Annotated in this window: 23 protein-coding genes, 1 rRNA gene and 1 pseudogene; 1 reads left to right on the forward strand and 24 read right to left on the reverse strand. The window is 40.1% G+C overall.

Going from position 1 to position 21,544, the window contains the following annotated elements; all coding sequences use genetic code 11:
• Positions 1–11: 11 nt before the first annotated feature.
• From AT864_RS17260 to metG, 14 genes are all read right to left on the reverse strand, one after another.
• Complete coding sequence (locus AT864_RS17260) at positions 12–965, reverse strand: ribose-phosphate diphosphokinase (protein WP_156450564.1); 954 nt, start codon at positions 963–965, stop codon at positions 12–14.
• A 9-nt stretch (positions 966–974) separates the two neighbouring features.
• Positions 975–2,354 (reverse strand): bifunctional UDP-N-acetylglucosamine diphosphorylase/glucosamine-1-phosphate N-acetyltransferase GlmU, encoded by a 1,380-nt coding sequence (gene glmU / locus AT864_RS17265; protein ID WP_066151217.1) that lies wholly within the window; start codon positions 2,352–2,354, stop codon positions 975–977.
• Positions 2,355–2,481: 127 nt separating this feature from the next.
• A complete protein-coding gene (spoVG, locus tag AT864_RS17270; RefSeq protein ID WP_044742029.1) occupies positions 2,482–2,772 on the reverse strand; it encodes a septation regulator SpoVG in 291 nt (96 codons plus the stop codon).
• 386 nt (positions 2,773–3,158) lie between these two features.
• On the reverse strand, positions 3,159–3,533 hold the full coding sequence (ridA, locus tag AT864_RS17275; protein WP_066151220.1) for a 2-iminobutanoate/2-iminopropanoate deaminase: 375 nt from the start codon (positions 3,531–3,533) through the stop codon (positions 3,159–3,161).
• Positions 3,534–3,553: 20 nt separating this feature from the next.
• Positions 3,554–4,378: a pur operon repressor gene (gene purR, locus AT864_RS17280; RefSeq protein ID WP_044742031.1), complete on the reverse strand. Its 825-nt coding sequence runs from the start codon at positions 4,376–4,378 to the stop codon at positions 3,554–3,556.
• Between the two features lie 57 nt (positions 4,379–4,435).
• The gene (gene ispE / locus AT864_RS17285; protein WP_066151223.1) at positions 4,436–5,305 is read right to left on the reverse strand and encodes a 4-(cytidine 5'-diphospho)-2-C-methyl-D-erythritol kinase; all 870 of its coding nucleotides are present in this window, start codon (positions 5,303–5,305) and stop codon (positions 4,436–4,438) included.
• Between the two features lie 151 nt (positions 5,306–5,456).
• Positions 5,457–5,636: a small, acid-soluble spore protein, alpha/beta type gene (locus AT864_RS17290; protein WP_066151258.1), complete on the reverse strand. Its 180-nt coding sequence runs from the start codon at positions 5,634–5,636 to the stop codon at positions 5,457–5,459.
• A 111-nt stretch (positions 5,637–5,747) separates the two neighbouring features.
• Positions 5,748–6,011, reverse strand: a complete 264-nt coding sequence (gene veg / locus AT864_RS17295) for a biofilm formation stimulator Veg (RefSeq protein WP_044742047.1) — start codon at positions 6,009–6,011, stop codon at positions 5,748–5,750.
• Positions 6,012–6,193: 182 nt separating this feature from the next.
• Positions 6,194–7,102, reverse strand: coding sequence for a sporulation peptidase YabG (yabG, locus tag AT864_RS17300; protein WP_066151227.1), 909 nt, complete (start codon positions 7,100–7,102; stop codon positions 6,194–6,196).
• An 89-nt stretch (positions 7,103–7,191) separates the two neighbouring features.
• The gene (gene rsmA / locus AT864_RS17305) at positions 7,192–8,079 is read right to left on the reverse strand and encodes a 16S rRNA (adenine(1518)-N(6)/adenine(1519)-N(6))-dimethyltransferase RsmA (protein ID WP_066151231.1); all 888 of its coding nucleotides are present in this window, start codon (positions 8,077–8,079) and stop codon (positions 7,192–7,194) included.
• Positions 8,072–8,635 (reverse strand): ribonuclease M5, encoded by a 564-nt coding sequence (rnmV, locus tag AT864_RS17310; protein WP_044742035.1) that lies wholly within the window; start codon positions 8,633–8,635, stop codon positions 8,072–8,074. The genes rsmA and rnmV overlap by 8 nt, the downstream gene beginning before the upstream one ends.
• A gap of 237 nt (positions 8,636–8,872) precedes the next feature.
• Positions 8,873–10,063, reverse strand: coding sequence for a G5 and 3D domain-containing protein (locus AT864_RS17315; protein WP_066151234.1), 1,191 nt, complete (start codon positions 10,061–10,063; stop codon positions 8,873–8,875).
• 202 nt (positions 10,064–10,265) lie between these two features.
• A complete protein-coding gene (locus AT864_RS17320) occupies positions 10,266–11,036 on the reverse strand; it encodes a TatD family hydrolase (protein ID WP_066151237.1) in 771 nt (256 codons plus the stop codon).
• 142 nt (positions 11,037–11,178) lie between these two features.
• Positions 11,179–13,359 carry a methionine--tRNA ligase gene (metG, locus tag AT864_RS17325; RefSeq protein WP_369815678.1) on the reverse strand — a complete coding sequence of 727 codons (2,181 nt, stop codon included), beginning with the start codon at positions 13,357–13,359 and terminating at the stop codon, positions 11,179–11,181.
• 257 nt (positions 13,360–13,616) lie between these two features.
• On the opposite strand from metG, the gene AT864_RS17330 reads away from it, so the two are divergent.
• On the forward strand, positions 13,617–13,901 hold the full coding sequence (locus AT864_RS17330; RefSeq protein WP_044742039.1) for an AbrB/MazE/SpoVT family DNA-binding domain-containing protein: 285 nt from the start codon (positions 13,617–13,619) through the stop codon (positions 13,899–13,901).
• Positions 13,902–13,932: 31 nt separating this feature from the next.
• On the opposite strand, the gene rsmI is transcribed toward AT864_RS17330, so the two are convergent.
• The 10 genes and pseudogenes from rsmI to rrf all read right to left on the reverse strand — a co-directional run bounded on the left by rsmI (position 13,933) and on the right by rrf (position 21,534).
• Complete coding sequence (gene rsmI / locus AT864_RS17335; protein ID WP_066151245.1) at positions 13,933–14,805, reverse strand: 16S rRNA (cytidine(1402)-2'-O)-methyltransferase; 873 nt, start codon at positions 14,803–14,805, stop codon at positions 13,933–13,935.
• Positions 14,806–14,823: 18 nt separating this feature from the next.
• Complete coding sequence (locus tag AT864_RS17340; protein WP_066151261.1) at positions 14,824–15,564, reverse strand: tRNA1(Val) (adenine(37)-N6)-methyltransferase; 741 nt, start codon at positions 15,562–15,564, stop codon at positions 14,824–14,826.
• A gap of 65 nt (positions 15,565–15,629) precedes the next feature.
• Positions 15,630–15,992, reverse strand: a complete 363-nt coding sequence (gene yabA, locus AT864_RS17345; protein WP_044742041.1) for a DNA replication initiation control protein YabA — start codon at positions 15,990–15,992, stop codon at positions 15,630–15,632.
• Positions 15,993–16,007: 15 nt separating this feature from the next.
• Positions 16,008–16,835 (reverse strand): stage 0 sporulation family protein, encoded by an 828-nt coding sequence (locus tag AT864_RS17350; RefSeq protein ID WP_044742042.1) that lies wholly within the window; start codon positions 16,833–16,835, stop codon positions 16,008–16,010.
• Complete coding sequence (gene holB, locus AT864_RS17355) at positions 16,828–17,832, reverse strand: DNA polymerase III subunit delta' (RefSeq protein WP_066151263.1); 1,005 nt, start codon at positions 17,830–17,832, stop codon at positions 16,828–16,830. Before holB ends, AT864_RS17350 begins: the two co-directional genes overlap by 8 nt.
• 187 nt (positions 17,833–18,019) lie before the next feature.
• On the reverse strand, positions 18,020–18,676 hold the full coding sequence (tmk, locus tag AT864_RS17360) for a dTMP kinase (RefSeq protein ID WP_066151247.1): 657 nt from the start codon (positions 18,674–18,676) through the stop codon (positions 18,020–18,022).
• A gap of 29 nt (positions 18,677–18,705) precedes the next feature.
• Positions 18,706–20,142, reverse strand: a complete 1,437-nt coding sequence (locus AT864_RS17365) for an aminotransferase class I/II-fold pyridoxal phosphate-dependent enzyme (RefSeq protein ID WP_066151250.1) — start codon at positions 20,140–20,142, stop codon at positions 18,706–18,708.
• A 74-nt stretch (positions 20,143–20,216) separates the two neighbouring features.
• A complete protein-coding gene (locus AT864_RS17370; RefSeq protein ID WP_044742045.1) occupies positions 20,217–20,420 on the reverse strand; it encodes a sigma factor G inhibitor Gin in 204 nt (67 codons plus the stop codon).
• A gap of 153 nt (positions 20,421–20,573) precedes the next feature.
• A pseudogene (locus AT864_RS18050) lies at positions 20,574–21,315 on the reverse strand (IS3 family transposase); the annotation flags it as partial.
• Between the two features lie 102 nt (positions 21,316–21,417).
• A 5S ribosomal RNA gene (gene rrf / locus AT864_RS17380) occupies positions 21,418–21,534 on the reverse strand.
• Positions 21,535–21,544 lie beyond the last annotated feature (10 nt).

Below are 21,544 nucleotides of genomic sequence, written 5' to 3' on the forward strand. Positions count from 1 at the left end.
ATCTATTTTTCTCAATCAAACAAGGCACTAATCGATTGCATTTCATAAATACGAATAATCGCTTCGGCAATCAACGGGGCTACTGATAGTTCTACAATTTTATCAATTTTCTTTTCTTCTGGAAGAGCAATCGAATTTGTCACAACAAGCTCTTTAATTTTTGAATTTTGAATTCTCTCAATCGCTGGACCTGAAAGTACCGGATGCGTACAACACGCATATACTTCACTAGCTCCATTTTCTACAAGTGCATTGGCCGCTAATGTTATCGTTCCAGCGGTATCAATAATATCGTCAATGAGAATGGCCGTTTTGCCTTCCACTTGTCCGACGATATTCATAACTTCAGCAACGTTTGGTTTAGGGCGGCGTTTATCAATAATCGCAATCGGAGCTTTTAACCGATCAGCTAACCGACGGGCCCGTGTTACTCCTCCATGGTCTGGGGATACGATCACGATGTCTTGAAGATTTTTGTTTTTAAAATAGTCCGCTAAAATTGGCACACCCATTAAATGGTCGATTGGAACATCGAAAAATCCTTGAATTTGTGGAGCATGGAGATCAAGCGTAATCACGCGAGAAGCCCCCGCCGTTTCTAGCAGATTCGCAACCAGCTTAGCTGTAATCGGCTCGCGAGAACGCGCTTTACGATCTTGTCTAGCATATCCATAGTAAGGCATAACGATATTAATCGTTTTGGCTGACGCCCGCTTCAGTGCATCAATCATAATTAAAAGCTCCATTAAATGTTCATTGACAGGGGCGCTGGTCGATTGGATAACAAATACATCTCCGCCGCGAATGCTCTCCTCAATGTTGATTTGAATTTCTCCATCACTGAATCGGGATACAGAGCATTTTCCCAATTGTACCCCAATCACTTGAGCAATTTCCTCTGCCAGCTTCATATTCGAATTTAACGAAAATAATTTTAGACTGGAATCAAGATATTGAGACATGATAAACCTCCATCAGGAATTTTTCTTAAAGTTAAGGCGATCCACATAATTTTCTTTATTAACCTGGCGGGCGCGAGCAATCGATAAAGCATTTCCCGGGACATCGTCTGTAATGGTAGAGCCAGCAGCTACATAAGCGCCTTTTCCAATGGTCACTGGAGCAATCAAGTTAGCATTACAGCCGATAAATGCGCCATCTTCAATTTTGGTTAAATATTTATGCTTTCCATCATAGTTCACTGTGATAGAACCGCAGCCTAAATTGACATCTTCCCCGACCTCAGCGTCGCCAATGTAGCTTAAATGCGAAGCTTTGCTGCCTTTGCCAAAGGTGGATTTTTTAATTTCAACAAAATTGCCAATCCGAACATCATCGCCGATTTGAGACGATGGACGAATATGAGCAAAGGGACCAATCGTTACTTGATGTCCAATTTCACTGTCATGGGCAACAGAGTGACGAACCGTCGTGCCGTCACCAATCGAACAATCTTTAATTTCAGAATGAGGACCAATGATACACTCTTTTCCAATCGTTGTTTTTCCTTCAATGATCGTACCAGGATAAATGATGGTGTCACGTCCAATTTCCGCTTCTGGTGATATATAGGTATGCTCTGGATCAATAATTGTCACGCCATTGGTCATATGCGCATAGTTAATCCGTTTGCGCATAATCGCCTCAGCTTGAGAAAGGGCAATGCGGTCGTTGATCCCTATTGTTTCCTCAAACGAAGGGGACTGATAAGCAGAAATGATTTCGCCTTTTTTTCTTAAAATTTCAATCACATCAGTTAAATAATACTCGCCTTGAACATTCTGATTCGATACATTTGTAAGCGCTTCAAACAATGCTTTGTTATCGAAACAATACGTTCCTGTATTAATCTCTTGAATAGACCGTTCCTCTTCTGTAGCATCTTTATGCTCTACAATTTTTTCTACGCTTCCTTCATCATTTCGGACAATTCGGCCATATCCGCTAGGATTTTCTGCAATTGCCGTTAAAATCGTCGCTTTAGCCTTGGTTGAAAGATGATGCTCTAATAGCGCTTTCATCGTTTCAGCCGTGATGAGTGGGGTATCACCGCACACAACAAGTGTTACACCTTCCAGTCCTTTCAAGTAAGGAGAAGCTTGCATAACAGCATGAGCAGTCCCTAGCTGCTTTTCTTGGAGAGCAAATTCGCTTTTATCACTGATTTGTTTTTTTACTTGTTCCGCACCAAATCCAACTACGGTAATTAACTTCTCAAGATCAAGCCGCGATACTTGATCGACTACATGCTGAACCATTGGCTTGCCGCAGACAGGATGTAAGACTTTATATAGGTTTGATTTCATTCTTGTTCCCTGTCCCGCCGCCAATATTATCGCGTATCGTTTTACCATAAACAGGGCCTCCAATTACCTTTTTATCCATAATTGAATATATCCTAATTAGCTATGTATTTCAAGGAAACATTCCATTTTACCAGAAAATAAAAAAAGCCTGTTGCACAGAACAGGCTTTTTTTATTTAAGAAGCACCGGCTTCTTCTAACTCTTCTTCAAGTTCCCCTAAACGGTGATACTCAGCTAATACTGCTTCTTGAATTTTTCCACGAGTTGTGGAATTAATTGGATGTGCGATGTCGCGAAACTCCCCGTCAGGAGTACGCTTGCTTGGCATAGCCACAAACAAGCCGTTATTGCCATCAATTACGCGAATATCATGCACCACAAATTCGTTATCCAGCGTAATAGAAGCAATCGCTCTCATACGTCCTTCGGTATTCACGCGGCGTAATCTAACGTCGGTTACTTCCATTCTGCTCACCACCTTTTCCCTATATAAGAACTTGGTTAATTTATTCCACATTCATCTCGCATTTCCTTCTTTTAATTTAAAAAATTTCATAAAAAATAGATAAAATGACCTGTTTTTGTCAAAATAAGTGTTTATTCTAGCCGATGCTGTCGAATGAAGATATGCGGGAAAATCTAATAAGGGAAAAGGGGAGTAGAAAAGCTATCATTCACTCGTGGGGCCTGATAAAATGGATTTGCTTGTTATTCTTGCGCCTCATAAATGATGAACGGACCGTATCTATATCTGTAAAAAGCCTCGAACGGAAGGCAAGTGGGTGCACGGTCACGCCAAAGCGTGACCGTGCACCCGCCAACAAGTATCTTATAGTTGGGATATCGCTAAACTTATTTCACTAAAGCAATCACTTCAATTTCAACAAGTGCGTCTTTTGGCAGCTGAGCCACTGCTACGCAAGAACGCGCTGGTTTATGCTCATTAAAATACTGGCCATATACTTCATTCACAGCTGCAAAATCGTCCATGCTTTTTAAGAAAACGGTTGTTTTTACAACTGTTTCAAGTGATGCTCCTGCTGCTTCCAGAACGGCCTTCAAATTTTTGAACACTTGATGAGTTTGCTCTTTGACATCTCCCTGCACCATTTCTCCTTCTGGTGTCAAGGCAATTTGACCTGAGCTGTAGAACATATTATTAACAATGATTCCTTGGGAGTATGGGCCAATCGCCTGAGGCGCTTTCGATGTTTGTACTTTTTCCATCTTTGTATGACTCCTTTCTTTTATTCGAGAAAATTTAAATAGTTTCCTTCTTTTACAGCAATGTGCTTCTCTTTTATATTAACAGAAGAAAGCTTCACTAAGGAAACGTATTCATCCACAAGCCGTTCACTTATATCTTCTGACTCGACAAGCACTCCGATTCCAGCCAAACGAGCGTTAAACTCATTTAATAAACTGGTCATACCATGTATCGTGCCGCCCGCTTTCATAAAATCATCGATAATTAATACGTTCGTTCCCTCTGCTAAACTGCGTTTTGCCAATACCATTGTTTGAATGCGTTTAGACGAGCCAGATACGTAATTAATGCTAACCATCGATCCTTCTGTCACTTTATTATCATGACGCACGATCACCACAGGCACATTCAAAAAATGGGCTACAGCATAAGCTAACGGAATCCCCTTTGTCGCAATGGTCATAACGACATCAATAGTCCGTTCGGCAAAAAGAGACGCATATAATTGGCCGATTTTATTGACAATTCGCGGATCTCCAAGAATATCCGTCATATAAAGATACCCACCGGGCAGCAATCGATCCGGATTTGCCAGCTGCTCACATAAGTAATGAACCGTCTCTTTGGCTTCATCAACAGAGATTTTAGGAATATATTGAACTCCGCCTGCCGCGCCTGAAAGTGTTTTCAATGTTCCGATCCCTTGCTGTTCAAATGTTTGCTTAATAATCGCTAAATCCTCACTAATGGAAGATTTGGCCGACTGATAGCGTTCAGCAAAAAAAGTGAGCGGGACCAGCTGATGGGGATGTTCTAGGAGATAGTGCGTCATATCGACTAAGCGGCTACTGCGCCTTAATTTCATAAACGAACCCCCTAAAAACCGAATGTTATATGGTAAATATAACATTAATGTACGTATTTAATCAAGCGTATTCCGCTCTCCTAATAACCTCACTGTAAAGACTTGGTCACAAAAACCTCTTAAACCGTTATAAATGCGCTGCAATCGTGAATCATACTGGACGAGTCCAAAAACCGTCGGGCCGCTTCCGCTCATTAATACCGCATCAGCCCCGAAACGCTTCATTTGCTCTTTAATATGGGCTACCTCTGGATATTTTTTTAACGTCACATCTTCCAATACATTTCCAACAAGAGAACAAATTCCTTCGTAATCTTGGTGTTTAATGGCTTGTACCATTCCATCGACATCAGGGTGCTCAATCGTGTTGACATTTAAACTTCGATACACTTCGGCTGTTGAAACCCCGATGGCTGGTTTTGCTAGAATGACCCAGCACGGTGGAGGAGCAGGAATATGTTCAATTTTTTCTCCTCGTCCGGTGGCAATGGCTGTTCCGCCATAGACGCAAAACGATACGTCAGAACCTATTTTTGCACCAAGCTCGGCTAATTCATCGAGAGTAAGTCCCAGTCTCCAAAGTTTATTTAGTCCTCGCAGTGTAGCTGCTGCATCACTGCTTCCTCCAGCCAAACCAGCAGCGACCGGAATCGCTTTCGCAATTGAAATAGCGACCCCCTTGCGAATTCCAAACGTTTCTTTCAGCAATTTTGCTGCTTGGTAAGCTAAATTCCGATGATCGTCAGGAACAAATCGATTATGTGAGACAATTTTAATTGTATCGCTGGCTAATGGGACTAGTTCGATTCGGTCAGCAAGATCAATCGTCGTCATCACCATTTTGACTTCGTGATATCCGTCTGGCCGTTTATGTAGCACATCTAACGATAAATTGATTTTAGCCGGAGCTTTTACCAATAGTCTCAAACTTTCCACCTACTTTATCCACTTCAAACTTATACGAACATTTTACCACAAACCAACGAACTCCATTATGCAATCTTTCAAGAGCCTTGTCAAAGAAAAACCGAAGCCATTAAGCTTCGGCTGCCGCGGTTATAATTTTTAGTGATTTTGATTACTTTGTCCTCTCAGCCAAATGACGTTCCGCCATTTGTATCGCTAATTTCACCATATTTCCCGCATCTTTCGCGCGAATAGCTCCCCAGCCTTCTTTTTGAACGACATCGTAAAATCCCAACTCTTTGGCCAGCTCTTCCTTAAACTGCTGTGACATCATTCCTCGACGTCTGCTCAATTGCAAGCAGCTCCTTTCAAAAACCGCGACAATTTTATTATTTAAAAACAGACGCATCTTTATGTTTCCTTTATAAAGAAAAGTACAAAACAAAAAGCAGCAAACAAATGTCTACTGCCCGCCCATTACCATATGATCGTCATCTAAAAAGGTTAATTTTACTGTTTCTGTTAACACGTCAGCATAGCTATAAGATACACGCTCGAATGCGTTTTCCGCTTGATCAAGCTCAATGACAAAGACAGATGGATACGTTTCTGCAAGAATCCCGCAGCGTTCAATGGTTTTTCTTCGCCCACCGTTCGCTTTTAATGTTAGGCGTTTACCGATGTTAGAGTCTAACGCCTTCTTAATATCGGATAAAGTTTTTGCCATCATTCGCCCTCCACCTCACTGATTTAATTATAACAAATTATTACTCAAAAATCAAAAATAAAAATTATACCAACCATTTTTTATTTATGTCAATGTGTATTTTTCTACATTTTTCTCATTTCTGTGCATATTATATACTGTTTATGAAAAATTATGTATCAAACATAGAAAAGATCGCCCGACTATCTCCCGTCGTAGCGACCTTCCTGATTTTCTTTTTCAATTAGACGAAATGGCATTCCTGTGCGCAGGACTCCTTTCGTTTCTATGCCTCCGAGCCCTTTTTCACCAGTCAATGTATTTCGTAATACATCCCAAACATGAACCGTTTCAATAAAAGGAGTAAAGCTAATCCTAGAAACAATATAGACAGGGTCAAGGGCATGAATATTGACCCGAGCTGGAGAACTAGCGAAGTTGGCGCCTGCGCGAATAAGCGATTCAAAATACGATTGACAAGCTCCTGCGAAAATGACGAGCTGGTCGAGATGAGGTATTCTTTTGCGCGCTTCTTTCACAGTCTGCACAAAATATCGCGAGTGACGATATGCCTTTAAATCCGTCGCTTTTCCTTTCGATTTCGAATAAGAGTCATGTCCTGTGATCACTAAAATATCAGGACGAATTCGGTCGATAAGCTCCCCAACCCTTTCTGGCATTTCCTTTTCTTCGCAATATATTCCATGTACCGGGACGCCAATTCGCTCATACATGCTTAAGCATTTTCGTAAATACACAGGGTCACCGTCCATGTGCAGAACGCGCCCCGGGATTTGAAAAAAATCTTCCTCTGTTTGATAGCCTCCTGTTGCTCGGTACTCTGATTTTTGCTTTAATAAGTGATAATCTTGCCTTAACAATTTATACGACTGCTCGATTAATTCACTTTCTTTTTTCTGTCTCATTTGCTGCTCTTGCTCATCAATAATGATTAAATCATCGAATGGAGCATCAGCTATTAATCGCACATCTTCTCCATGCAAAATGACTTCTTTTTCTCCGTCATTCCTCACCTTAATGTCAATGACTCGGAATAGCAAATCGCATTCATATGACTTCCTAGCGACAATATCGCCGATTTTGATATCCATTGCCTCTTCACTCCAAAAATATACGATTTATTAAGTACAATATGCATAGATTTTCAAGAGGTGAAGCGAAAAGAAAAAAAGGTCTAGAGCTAGACCTTTTTTTCAAAAATATCCACTAAGCGATTACTAAGAGCAGCAAATTCTTGAATGGTCAGCGTCTCACCTCTTCTTTTTGAATCAATGCCACTATCCGCTAACCCGCGCTCAATATTTTCTTTTTGCTGTTTTCCGTTGGGCAGATGGCTTATTAGATTATTTAAAATCGTTTTGCGCCTTTGTCCGAAGCTAGCCCGAACCACCTGAAAGAAAAATGATTCATCAACGACTTCAACCGCTGGCTTTTCTCTTTTTGTTAAACGAATCACAGCAGAATCAACATTTGGCTGAGGCATAAAAACCGTTCTAGGCACATTCATCACGGTTTCAGCTTTTGTATAGTATTGGATAGCAATGGATAAAGAGCCATAATCTTTAGTACCAGGAGAAGCAGAAATGCGGTCTGCCACTTCTTTTTGCAACATGACCACAATGCCACGGATCGGCAAACGATCTGTAAGCAGCTTCATAATAATAGGTGTCGTTACATAATAAGGCAAATTGGCCACAACCATAATATCATGAATTTCTGCCAATTCTTCATCAATAATGTGCTGAATATTAGCCTTAAGTACATCTTGATGAATAATACGAATATTGGAATATAAGGAGAGGGTATCCGCTAAAATAGGCAAAAGGCGCTGATCGATTTCAAAGGAAATCACTTTTTTGGCCTGGCGCGCCAGCTGCTCAGTAAGGGCCCCAATCCCTGGGCCAATTTCAATTACGCCTGTTTCGTTAGACAATTCTGCAAAATCGACAATGCGACGCAAAATGTTCGTGTCAATGAGAAAATTTTGTCCTAAACTTTTCTTAAATGAAAAACCATATTTATTTAAAATTTCACGCGTACGTGCCGGTGTAGCAATATCCTTATTCATTGTTTTTTTCCTCCTGAAGCACTTGCTCAAGCGCATGATAAAACGCTTCTTTAGAAATTTGAAACATGAGCAGCCGTTTATAGAGCTGCTTTCCATTTGTATAGCCAATTTTTAATATTTGCCCTAAACGCTGCCGCCGAGCTTTAGCTAATGCTCCGCCAATCAATCCAGCAGCTATGAGGTCATCCAGCGTAATATCTTCTCGCCATTCTGCCGCTTCCTCATATACGTGCCTTAGTGCTTGCTGAATCGCTTCCACAGAAGCATATTCAACGCCAACTCCCCTTCCTTTTTTAGAAAGCGCCTCCTGCTTTGGTAAAAACGCATGTTTACAACCAGGTACGCGTTCAGCAATTGTTTTTCGAATCTTTTCACCAGGGAAGTCTGGATCAGTAAAAATAATAACGCCACGCTTTTCATTTGCCAGCTTGATCCGTTCAATCGTTTCTTCTGTAATGGCCGAACCATTCGTTTCAATCGTATCTGCTGTAACCGCGCGCTGAATGGCTACTGTATCATCTCGTCCTTCAACAACAATAATTTCTTTAATTTTCAATCCTTCTGCGCAGAAATATGGTTCCGCGCTTCCCCCTTTCTTTCACAAAAAATGTTCCATGATGATCCCATAAAACCGAATGAACAATTGTGTCCCAGACTTTATTTAATATTTTTTATCATTACTACATAAAAAACGCGAAACTTTTTGCCCATTTCTTCGTCTAATAATGTAGAAAATCACTTCCCATTATAACGAAAAAAAAGAGGGGAGAAAAACCCCTCTCTTGCGTTTTGCCTATTGTATAATTCTTACCTTTACGCGTTTCGTTCCCCAACGAAATGCAGCGGACTTATTTGGAAAGAAAACATCAATTTTATACCCATTAATGCTGCCTCCTGTATCAGCAGCAATTGCATAGCCATAGCCTTCTACGTATACTTTAGAGCCGAGAGGAATAACGCGAGGATCCACAGCAATGACTTTCATATGCGGATTCGCCCGCAGGTTGATTCCTGTACTCGTTCTTCCCGAACAGCCGCCGCAATAGGCTGTATACGCTGTCGCATTAACATAAAGTTCTCTAGATGATGCTGACGAGCCGCGCGATGTCATCGCTGGCCTTTCTTTCGTACCCACAGCGATCACTCGATTTTGGCTTTGCTTCACGGTTTCAGTTTTTAATAGCTTCCTAGATATTTCCTTTCCGTTTTCTAGCACAACCTCATAATGCTTTGATAAAAGCCCTTTTTGACCTGGATTAATGACTCGTTGCTCACCTTTAGGCAAGCTAGCATCCTTCTGAGTAACGACTGCGAAATTTACCGGTTCTTCCACTACATCGGTGACTTTTTGAACTTTCGTAACCTTCACAACCATATTCGCTTTTATTTGATCTTGTAATGCTGGCTCTACACGGTCGAGTTCATTTAACGTGATATGGTGCTGCTTTAAAAAGTCAGCGACAGTAGTCGAAGTTGCCCACACTTGCTGTTGCTTACCGCCGACATTCAACTGAACAGGAAACGCTTTTTGCAGCGAAATGCTCATCCCTTTTTGGATCGGTGCATCCAGTGATGGAGATACTCGATCATATGGTCCGACGGTAATATGCTGGCTCGCTAATAACTCTCTTACACTTTCAGCAGTCGTCCATAGTTCCTTTTGCTTTCCATCTATTTTGACGGTAACTTGTTTGCTCGCTTCCCAGACAATATTCAAATCGTCTGTAACAACCGTATCAAGAGAAGGGTACACATGATCCTCTGGACGAAGGTCAATATGCTGCTCCTTTAACACTTCTTTCACTGTGTTAGCGTGTGTGCGAATCTCTTGCCTCTCTCCATTTTTAGTAAGAACCACATGATCCTTTGTTGCTTCATATCCTGCAAATCCAGTCGTCGCTGAAAAAGCTATTAAACTACTAGCTGTTACTGTAAAGTTTTTCCTTAATGAATCAGAAAGCAGACTCCTCATGCTAGTCAACACGGTCTAAACCGCCTCCTTCATTTGCCTATATTTCCCCTTTCCCTAACCTTTACGCATAAGCACACTCTATTATGCAAAAAATAAAGGTAAAAGGGAAGGAAGACTTGTCGACATGTCTATACTATGCATCGTTCTAAATTTGTAGAACTCTTTTTTATTTCTCGATGATTAGACAAGCCTTCTCAAAAAACGACACATTTTGTTAGCGATTAATGCCGAATAATTTTTTCGCATTTTCGGTTGTTTTCATCGCTACTTCCTCAAAAGAAACCCCTTTCAGCTCAGCAATCGCTTCGGCAACATACTTCACATAGCTCGGTTCATTGCGCTTGCCTCGAAAAGGATGCGGGGTTAAATAAGGACAGTCCGTTTCTATAAGCAAATGTTCAAGAGGGATTTCTTTCGCAACTTCTTTAGGCTTCTTCGCATTTTTGAATGTCACAGGTCCGCCAAACGAAAGGTAAAAATTCATATGGATGCACTGCTTTGCCACCTCAACACTGCCGGTAAAACAATGCATGACCCCGCCGACTTCTTGTGCGTTTTCCGATTGTAAAACTTCCAAAATATCCGCTGTCGCCTCGCGATTATGTATAATAATCGGCAGCTTCACCTTTTTCGCCAGTTCAATTTGCTGCCGAAATACTTCTTTTTGTATTTCCTTCGGTGATTTATCCCAGTAATAATCTAGTCCCATCTCTCCTAATGCCACTACTTTAGGATGCGATGCTAGTTCTTCAATCATTTGCAAATCTTTGTCCGTCATATCAATCGCATCGACAGGATGCCAGCCAACCGCAGCATAAATAAACTCATATTGCTCTGCCAGTTCCATCGCACCGGCAATCGTCGGACGATCAAATCCCACGACTACAATATGAGATACTCCTTCATCCCGGGCTCGCTGAATGACCTCTGTCACATCCTCGCTATATTGCATCGCATTTAGATGTGCATGCGTATCAAATAACATAAGCAATGACCCCTTTTCTAACCTGTTGTTAAGTGTAGCATACAAAGCGATTACATATATCACATATCCTTAACATTTATATTACAAAATGACAACAAAGAGGTGTCGTGTGTTTCATTCACGTCCACCTCTCTGATTGATGCTACTTAATTTTGGTTCCGTTCGGCAGATTCTCATCAACAGTTGCTAAAGAAAGCATTCCATTTGTCTCGCCAGCCAAAATCATTCCTTGAGATAGTTCTCCTCGCAACTTAACTGGCTTCAAATTCGTTACACAAATCACTTTTTTGCCAATTAATTGTTCAGGTTGATAAAATTCAGCAATTCCTGACACGACTTGACGCTTTTCATAGCCAAGGTCGAGCTGTAGTTTAAGAAGCTTGTTGGCTTTTTTTACCAGTTCAACATGGAGAATTTGCGCCACTCGCAAATCTACTTTCATAAAATCATCAATTGTAATTTCCGCCGCCGTTTCTTTGGATGGATCGTTTGCTGAAGGATTTTGTGCCGCTTGATCTCCTTGCATGTGCGATTTAATATACGCCACTTCCGTTTCCATCTCCAATCTCGGAAATAAAGGCTCTCCTTTTTCAACCTTTGTTCCTTCTTTTAAAAGGCCAAATTGATATAAGCTTTCCCATTCTTTTAATTCTTGTTGTTTGATGCCGAGCTGCTGAAAGATTTTGTCTGGAGTGCGAGTTAAAAATGGCTGAAGCAAAATCGCCATGTGACGGAGCGATTCTGCCAAGTGCGTCATGACGGACGCCAATTTTTCCTTATTTGCTTCCTCTTTCGCTAATATCCACGGTTGTGTCTCGTCAATATATTTATTAGCTCGGCTGATGAATTGCCACAACGCTGTCAGAGCAACAGAAAACTCCATTTTTTCCATTGCCTCTTCATAATGCTTTACCGTTTCCTTCGATGTTTCAACAAGCTGATTATCGAACGCGGTTTTCGGTCCATCATAAACCGGAATCACACCATCAAAATATTTTTGAATCATCGCAATCGTACGATTTAGTAAATTTCCTAAATCATTGGCTAAATCATAATTAATTCGTTCGACAAACCCTTCCGGAGTAAATACCCCATCTGAACCAAATGGAACTTCGCGGAGTAAATAATAGCGAAGCGCATCTAAACCATAACGGTCAATTAATGTCACAGGATCGACGACATTTCCTTTAGATTTCGACATTTTCCCATCTTTCATTAGCAGCCAGCCATGGGCAAATACCTTCTTCGGCAACGGTAAATCCAGTGCCATTAGCATAATCGGCCAGTAAATCGTATGGAAGCGAACAATTTCTTTCCCTACCAGATGAACATCTGCCGGCCAATATTTCAAAAACTTCTCATCATTTTCCGTACCATAGCCCAATGCTGTAATATAATTAGATAACGCATCAATCCATACATAAATCACATGTTTCGGATCTCCCGGCACTTTAATGCCCCAGTCAAAGGTTGTTCGCGACACAGCTAAATCTTCCAAGCCAGGCTTAATAAAGTTGTTAATCATTTCATTTTTGCGAGATTCTGGCTGGATAAATTCCGGATTTTCTTCGTAATATTGAAGAAGACGATCGACATATTTGCTCATATTAAAGAAATACGATTCTTCTTTTACCTTTTCAACCGGACGCCCGCAATCTGGACAATTACCATCTACCAACTGTCTTTCTGTATAAAATGATTCACAAGGTGTACAATACCAGCCTTCATATTGATCTAAATAAATATCTCCTTGTTCTACTAGGCGGGCAAAAATCTTTTCAACCACCTCTTTGTGGCGATCCTCTGTCGTACGAATGAAATCATCATAAGAAATATCGAGCTTTTTCCATAGCTCTTGAATCCCAGCAACGATTTCATCTACATATGCTTGAGGTGTAACTCCTTTTTCTTCCGCTTTTCGCTGAATTTTTTGTCCGTGTTCGTCCGTTCCTGTCAAATACATCACATCGTATCCGCGAAGCCGCTTATATCGAGCCATCGCATCTCCAGCCACCGTCGTATAAGCATGGCCAATATGTAACTTGCCGCTTGGATAGTAAATCGGTGTCGTCAGATAAAAGGTTTTCTTCTCCATTTTATACCCTCCTCGATATGCAAAAACCCTCGTCCAAAGACGAGAGCAATTATCGCTTATTATATATTTTATATGATTTTGATGGTATATAAAAACATCTATTTCTCTCATCTTGGAAAAATATACATAAACACTTGAACAAATGTCAACAAATACGGTTGATTTTTGTCGAATATTCTTTATGAGTTTATATTTATAAAAAAAGAAGTGGAAAAAATAGAAAAGCATGCTTATTTTTTGATAAATTTATATATTTTATTACTTTCTTAATATATAAATAAAAAGATATAAACTCTTAATTGAAAGCATGCGATATTAAATAAAATTTTTCTGAAATAACAAAATACATTTTTTTTAAATTTTACATATAAAAGGATTGACGTATAATGGAAACATTGATATGATTAGGTTGTAGGAATTTTGTCGAATATTGACGAATAAACAAACAGGCACATAGAATTTATGATGGAGAGGAGATTATTTCAATGAAATCTACAGGTATCGTTCGTAAAGTGGATGAATTAGGCCGCGTTGTTATTCCAATTGAGTTACGCCGTACATTAGATATCGCGGAAAAAGATGCGTTAGAAATTTATGTTGACGATGAGCGCATCATCCTCAAAAAATATAAACCAAATATGACATGTGTCGTAACAGGTGAAGTTTCTGACGATAACTTCAAGCTTGCTGGCGGCAAAATCATTTTAAGCCGTGAAGGTGCTGAAATCCTTCTTAAAGAAATTCAAGAACAATTAGAAACATCAAAATAAAAGTTTCTCTAGATTTTCTAGAGAAACTTTTTTATTGGTGATATTCTTGATAGATTTCCCGTTTCGGCACCTTTCGATCTTTTGCTACTTCTTTTATTGCATCCTTGACGCTCAAATGTTTTTCATCAATATAATAATCAACATGTTCGCTGACTGAAAGCGAATGCCACCAATCGCTCACCTGTTCCTCGTTTTCCTTTGCCCCTTCCACAATGATACAAAATTCGCCGCGAATCTCCCCGTTCTTTGTCCATTCGATTACCTCGCTTATAGTACCGCGAATAAATTCTTCAAACCGCTTAGTTAATTCGCGGCCTATCGCAATTTTCCGCTCTCCCATGACTTCATGCATCACCGCCAGTGTATCGGCCAATCGGTGCGGCGATTCATAGAAAATCATGGTGTCACGTATATTCTTTAATGCTTCAAGCTGTTGTTTCTTCTCTTTTTTCGCCCGATCAAGGAAACCAAAAAAATAAAAATGTTCAGTTGGCAGCCCAGAAGCAACAAGGGAGGTGAGCGCCGCATTCGCTCCCGGCAATGGTACAACAGGGCAACGCTCTTCCAAAGCGGCGGCAACGAGATCATAGCCCGGATCAGAAATAGCAGGCATTCCAGCATCGCTCACCAATGCAATCGTTTTTCCTTCTTGCAGCCATTCGACAATTTTTTTGCCAGCTGTATATTTATTATGTTCATGATAACTGATGATTGGTGTCGTAATTTCAAAATGGTTAAGCAACTTTTTCGTTTGTCTCGTATCTTCTGCTGCTATCATATCTGCTTCCTTTAACACCCGCAATGCCCGAAATGTTATATCCTCTAAATTGCCAATCGGGGTCGGCACAATATATAAAGTTCCTTGATGAGTTTGCTCTACAAAGCTTTTCTGCTGCCAAACCATAATTTTTTCTCCTTTTTATCACATTCCATATAATATTTGTCTTACTTCTTCTGTATACTCATTATGATCATTATACACAATTAACGGTGGCAAAATTTTTAAATCAGGATTCCCATCTTTTATCCCTTCGATCAAAAGCGTATTGGCTTCCTTCCCCAGTTTGGGGTATACGAAACGTAACCGCTTTGGCTCTAAACGATATTTCCGCATCAGGGTCACAATATCTAATAAGCGACCCGGCCGATGAACAAATGCCGCTTTTCCTCCTTGCTTAAGCAGCTGGCTGCTAACCTTCATGACATCCTCTAGCGTACAATAAATCTCATGACGCGCAATCGCTAAATGCCTATTTTTATTCATTTCCTCCTCACTTACAGTCGGAAAATATGGCGGATTGCATGTCACCACATCATATTTGCTGTAACCGAGCTTCTGAGGCATGTCCTTAATATCTCCATGAATCATCTCAATTTGCTCTGTCAGCCCATTATATTGCACACTTCTTCTAGCCATATCATAAATTCGTTCTTGAATTTCAACACCGATAATTTTTCCTTTCGTCCTTTTGCTGAGCAAAAGTGGAATCACACCATTACCTGTACATAAATCAACAATATGGCCTTTTTGAATGGGCAAATATGCGAATTTCGCCAACAACACTGCATCTAATGAAAAGGCAAAAACAGATGGACTCTGAACAATGCGCATATCTTCATTTAAGAGATAATCGAGTCTTTCATCGTGCTGCAATTCAATCATCGTTCTAATCCCTCTTTCATGTTCTTTCAAGAAAAGAGCCTCTCCTTGTTGGAAAGGCTCCGTTATTACTTTTTATTTAAAAAAGACAAGCAAAATAAGCAATCTTCCGTACGAACGCTGCCATAATGAACATTGCAAATATGAAACCCTTCTTGATAAAGCCGCGCCAAATTGTCATATCCTTCACCAATATCAATCGGCTTGCGTTCATTTTTTACCTTATGGCTTTTTTCTTTTCGTTTTATGCTGACCGCATCTTCAGTAAGTTGCTCGAGACGCATGCGCAAATGGCTGTTCTCCATTTGCAACTGCCGGTTCTCCTCAAGTAATTGAGCAAGATGTTCCTTCAGTTCAACAAGCTGACTATACAAATGGCTGATTTGTTCTTCCATACTTGTTACTGATTGAAAAATCTCTTTCTTATCCACGCAAATCCACCTCAATTAATCTGTGGCCTGAATCGACAAAACTCCTTCTTTTACTAGCTCATCAATGGTATATTCGACTACTCGTTCGTGCTCTGGCAATTCCACTTGCAGCACTCTTTCCAAAATATTTAAGCCAACTACTCTGCCGAGGCCATGCGGGGTTTCAATATATTCCCCTAAATCAGGCAACTGCTCTTTTGCTGTTTCATATTCGTCGTTTTCATATTTTAAGCAGCACATTAGCCGTCCGCAAAGACCAGAAATTTTGGTAGGGTTTAAAGATAAATTTTGATCCTTCGCCATTTTAATGGATACAGGATCAAAATCCCCTAAAAAAGTAGAGCAACAAAGCATTCTTCCGCAAGGCCCGATTCCTCCAAGCATTTTTGCTTCATCGCGAACACCTATTTGTCTTAGCTCGATGCGAGTGCGAAAAATAGCTGCTAGATCTTTCACAAGCTCACGGAAATCAACTCGTCCATCAGCTGTAAAATAGAAAATCACTTTATTGCGATCAAACGTGTACTCCACATCAACAAGCTTCATTTCAAGCCCGTGCTCTTCAACCTTTTTTAAACAAATTTGATACGCTTCCTGCGCTGCTTTTTTGTTTTCTTCAACGACCATTTTGTCTTTCGAATCTGCTATGCGAATCACCTTTTTTAAAGGCAAAACGATATCATTCTCATCCACTTGTTTATTTCCAATAACGACCTTACCGAATTCAATGCCACGAACAGTTTCTACAATGACAAACTCTCCGGTTGGAATCGTTAATTCTCCAGGATCAAAATAATAAATTTTTCCTGCTTTTTTAAAACGGACGCCTACTACATTATACAAACGGTCTTCCCTCCTTTAAGTTGAGGATAAGCTGCTCCATTAAAAGCTGGGTATTCATATTTGTATTTAAACGTGCTTTTGCTTGTAAAATCGTCGACATATTTTGGATCATTCGTTTTTGCGAACAGGCAAGAGCCCATTGCTGCAAGCTATCTAATCGATCGCAGTAAACAATGTTTTCAAGCTGATCGAGTTGCAAATACATTAGATCCTTATATAAATACAACAATAAATCCAGTCCTATATCCATTTGCTGCTTCTCTTGAAAATGGGGCATCCATTTTTCATGTATCATGAAAAGTGCATATGAGGGCTTTCCCTGTAATGCTTCATATAATTGTAACACTATTTTTCGGGCATCTGCAAACCAATCATCTCGACTTAATTCGAGAGCTTCTTCGCGATTGTTCGTAACATGTGCCGCAAGAAGGGCAAGATGGGGAGGAATTTGTTGTTCTCTTAAATAATCAGCGATGGCAGTAGGCGGCAACGTCCGAAATGATAAAACTTGGCAACGGGAAATGATGGTTGGTAACATGCGATGATATTGCTCTGTTAACAAAACCGCCGTTGTGCCTCGGTGAGGCTCCTCCAAAAACTTCAGCAAACTATTAGCCGCATTGTTTGTCATTTTATCTGCATGCCTAATGATGTAAAGCTTTTGGTTTGATTCGACTCCCGTTTTAGAAAATTCCTCTTGCAATGCTTCAATTTGCCCTTTTTTGATCGATTGACCATCCGGTTCAATCCAGTGTACATCCGGATGGTTTCCTGAATCGATCCTTCGACAATTTCTACATTCATTACAAGGTCTATACGTTAAACGGTTGAGACAAAATAAACTTTTGGCCAGCAATAAACTGACTTCTCTTTTGCCTGTTCCCCGTTGTCCTTCAAATAAATAAGCATGTGCCACACGCTCTTTTTCAATGCTGCGAGCGAGCATCTTCATCACAATCGGTTGATACTGCTCAAGCTGGTCCCAAAGAACAGCCACATCCATCACTCACTTATCTATGATCTAAAATCGAAAAACGCTCCCGTTTTGCATTGATCCTGCTGCTTATTCAGGATGATGAGACAGACATCGTCTTCGTTCAACTGCATCATATTTATTATGAAGCAATAGCCGCAAAACGGGAGACCTTATTTTTATTCTAACATGTCTTATGAATTTCATCATTTTATGTTTCATGGTCGAACGATTTTTCCTGTTCACCAAGCTTCTTTAAGATAATATGGGCCGTGTCAGCCAACACCTCATCAACTGGTTTTGAAGCATCAATTTGTACAATACGTTCAGGAAAACGTTGGGCTAACTGCAAATATCCTTGCCGTACTTTATGATGAAACGACAAGCTTTCCATATCCAGTCGATTAATTTCACGCTGCTGGCTTTTACGAATTCGCTCTAAGCCTACCTCCGGTTCTAAATCAAAATAAAACGTCAACGATGGAAAGTATCCATCAATGGCAAATTGATTAATACTTAATATCTCATCCATTCCCAGCCCTCTTGCAAAGCCTTGATAAGCAAGGGAGCTATCAATAAAACGATCACACAATACAATTTTCCCGCTTGTCATGGCAGGAATAATTTTTTCTACAAGATGCTGTCTTCTTGCTGCAGCATATAATAAAGCCTCGGTTCGTCCATCCATTTTTATATATGCTGGATTTAAAATAATGGAACGAATTTCCTCGGCAATTTCAATTCCTCCTGGTTCTCTTGTCGCCACAACCTCCCAGCCCCGCTCTGTCAAAAAGTCCTTCAGCATAGCAATAATCGTCGTTTTTCCTGCTCCTTCTGGTCCTTCAAATGAGAAAAATGGTCCTACCACATCTGTCACCCTTTTCATTTTCTTTTTTATTATTCGAACACCTCAATTTGATGAAAATCGAGTCGTTTTCCTCCTTGGAAATGAGAACCGTATTGTCGTAATTCAAGAAGCGAGGCAATATGTTCTCCGTTAATGATTTCTCCAATAATCAATAAAGGAATCCCTGGGGGATACGGTATAATGGTTTCTGCTGCTATGAGCCCCTCTGCTTGTTCCACATGAACAAATTTTCTGTTTCGCTTCTTTAATGATGAATATGGAATGACCTCTGATGCTGCCGCAAACGAAATGGGCGAGACAGAATCAAGGGAACGGTCACAACGGTGAAGACCAGAAAATGCCTTTTTTATTTTTTCAATAATCTCCTCCAGATTTTCAAATAATGCTAAGGGATAAACAAAAAGAACATTCAATGGATCAGCCAATTCAGTAAAAATCCCTGCTTGCTCTAAACAGCGCTGCAATTCATAACCTGATAACGAGCTTCTTGTTTGAACCGTAATTTTTAATAAATCGGTCATCACACATGGATCAGTAGATTCCACTACCGCTATTCCTTCTATTCCATTTAATGCTTTTTTAAATAAAGATACTTGAGCTTGTATATGACCGATCTCTTCTATAGATAAATGAGCTAAATAGCTTCGAGCTAAATCAAGTGAAGCCATAATTGGATAAGATGGGCTGCTCGATTGAAATATTCGCAAAAAGTGATGCAGTTTTTCTATGTCGACTAACGAGCTGTTTACATGTAAATACGACCCCATTGTCATAGCCGGCAATGTTTTGTGAGCGGATTGTACAACCACATCAGCACCATATGTTATCGCTGTTGAAGGAAAAGGATCTCCTAATATAAAATGAGCACCATGAGCTTCGTCAACAAGCACAGGGATGCCATAGCGATGGGCCATACTCACCGCTTCTTTTAGATCAACTGCCATGCCATAATAATTGGGGTTTGTCAAAATCAGAGCTTTAGCGTTAGGATAAGCTTCAATAGCCTGTTTAATTGCCTCGTTAGAAACATAAGAAGCCACTTTTACCTCATCATCAAACTGAGGAGAAAGAAATACAGGCACTGCTCCTACTAGCTGCAAAGCATGGATAATCGATTTATGGCAATTTCTTTGCACAATTACCGGCTCGTTTTCTTCACACGTAGCAAAAATCATGGCTAAATTGCCAACAGTTGAACCATTGATCAAAAAAAAGGTTTCATCCACTCCATACAACTCAGCTGTTAATCGTTGTGCAGCTGCAATCACAGACTCCGGTTGATGGAGATCATCCAGTCCATTCAATTCAGTAACGTCAATCCTTAATAAATGCTTATAATGTTTTTTTGATTCGTTTAAAAATACATTTCCATATTTATGTCCTGGTACATGGAAAGAAATTGGATGTACAGAGAAATGCTTTTTTAAAGCCGTATATAAAGGTGTTTCTTGTTGTTGATAACTCATACGAAATCATTCCTTTTTTATTCTATCAATTAAATATATTAAAATAAAATAGGTCCTATTAATAGGACCTTAAACTATGAATATATTTCTCGATTGATAATTTTTTTTAGTTGCTGTAAATAAAATTGGTATTTGGGATCATCTATCTCTGTATGAACGATTTCTTGTTCACAATCGATACAAAGGAATTTTGTATAGATTCGGATGCCTTGATGCTTTAGTTGCTCACAAACAATACACGTATCACCTACTGTATGATTGGTCGTAGACTGGTTCAACTTCTCCACCTCCCATTTGTCAGGATTGCCATCTTTATGAGTTTCTATACTTACAAGATATGTATTTTTAGTTTGTTTGTATTAAGATGAAATAAAAAAACCTGACTAAACTGATGTTTGAATTGACCTCATAAAGTTAGACAGGTTATTTTGTTAGGCGGCTGTTTGGGCATGAGTTCGGAATTGTACCGGGCTCATGCCTTTTAATTTTGCCTTCATTCGTCTGTGATTGTAATACTCGATATATTTTGCTAATTCTTCTTTAAAATGGACCACACTTTCAAATTCTTTTAGATATAAGAATTCGGATTTCATCATACCAAAGAAATTCTCAATGACTGCATGATCGTAACAGTTACCTTTTCATGACATACTTTGTGTAATCCCTCGTTCTTTGAGGATATCCCGATACTGGCGCATTTGGTAGTGTCAACCTTGGTCTGAGTGTAAGAGGAGGGCGTCACCATCTGTCAACTGTTCAAAGGCCTGCTCTAACAATTTCAATTCTGTAATATCTGTTACCCACTTTTCATTTGGTTTTTCTGCCTTGAAATTACGTTCTAAAATGTTTGGCGCAATCTTGCCGACTTTACCTTTGTCTGAACGATAGTTCTTTATACGAACAATACTTTTTAATTCCCATTTTTTTCATGATATGTTGCACCTTTTTGTGTCCACGATTTGTCAGTTCATCACGAATACGGCGGTAGCCATAACGACCTTCATGTTCATCATCAATCGCTTGAATGATTCCTTTCAGTTCTGCATCTGGATCGGGCCGACCAAAGTTTTTTACCCAATAATAATATGTGCTACGCGGAATATCTGCGAGTGATAGAAGTGCTTTCACCGGAAATGCATGCCTTAGTTCATAGACTACTTGCGCTTGGTCTTGTGTAAACTTCTCCATAACAAAACTGCACCTCCAACTGTTAGACACAACTAACAATTGGAGGTGCAGTTCAAACTGATGTTTAGTCCGGCTTTTAGTTTGTTTGCCTAGCAACGTCCTACTCTTGCAGGGGCGTTAGCCCCAACTACCATCGGCGCTGGAGAGCTTAACTTCCGTGTTCGGGATGGGAACGGGTGTGACCTCTCCGCCATCGTCACTAGGCTTGTTATTT

The organism is Anoxybacillus sp. P3H1B, from assembly GCF_001560855.1.
GTDB lineage: Bacteria > Bacillota > Bacilli > Bacillales > Anoxybacillaceae > Anoxybacteroides > Anoxybacteroides rupiense.

Coding starts and splice junctions, on each gene's coding strand:
- AT864_RS17330 (WP_044742039.1), top strand. CDS start 13,617: ATGAAATCTACAGGTATCGTTCGTAAAGTGGATGAATTAGGCCGCGTT.
- AT864_RS17320 (WP_066151237.1), bottom strand. CDS start 11,036: ATGTTATTTGATACGCATGCACATCTAAATGCGATGCAATATAGCGAG.
- ridA (WP_066151220.1), bottom strand. CDS start 3,533: ATGGAAAAAGTACAAACATCGAAAGCGCCTCAGGCGATTGGCCCATAC.
- rsmA (WP_066151231.1), bottom strand. CDS start 8,079: ATGAATAAGGATATTGCTACACCGGCACGTACGCGTGAAATTTTAAAT.
- spoVG (WP_044742029.1), bottom strand. CDS start 2,772: ATGGAAGTAACCGACGTTAGATTACGCCGCGTGAATACCGAAGGACGT.
- yabG (WP_066151227.1), bottom strand. CDS start 7,102: ATGGATATCAAAATCGGCGATATTGTCGCTAGGAAGTCATATGAATGC.
- rsmI (WP_066151245.1), bottom strand. CDS start 14,805: ATGGTTTGGCAGCAGAAAAGCTTTGTAGAGCAAACTCATCAAGGAACT.
- AT864_RS17365 (WP_066151250.1), bottom strand. CDS start 20,142: ATGAGTTATCAACAACAAGAAACACCTTTATATACGGCTTTAAAAAAG.
- purR (WP_044742031.1), bottom strand. CDS start 4,378: ATGAAATTAAGGCGCAGTAGCCGCTTAGTCGATATGACGCACTATCTC.
- glmU (WP_066151217.1), bottom strand. CDS start 2,354: ATGGTAAAACGATACGCGATAATATTGGCGGCGGGACAGGGAACAAGA.
- veg (WP_044742047.1), bottom strand. CDS start 6,011: ATGGCAAAAACTTTATCCGATATTAAGAAGGCGTTAGACTCTAACATC.
- metG (WP_369815678.1), bottom strand. CDS start 13,359: ATGCTTTTCTATTTTTTCCACTTCTTTTTTTATAAATATAAACTCATA.
- AT864_RS17340 (WP_066151261.1), bottom strand. CDS start 15,564: ATGATTGAATTGCAGCACGATGAAAGACTCGATTATCTCTTAAATGAA.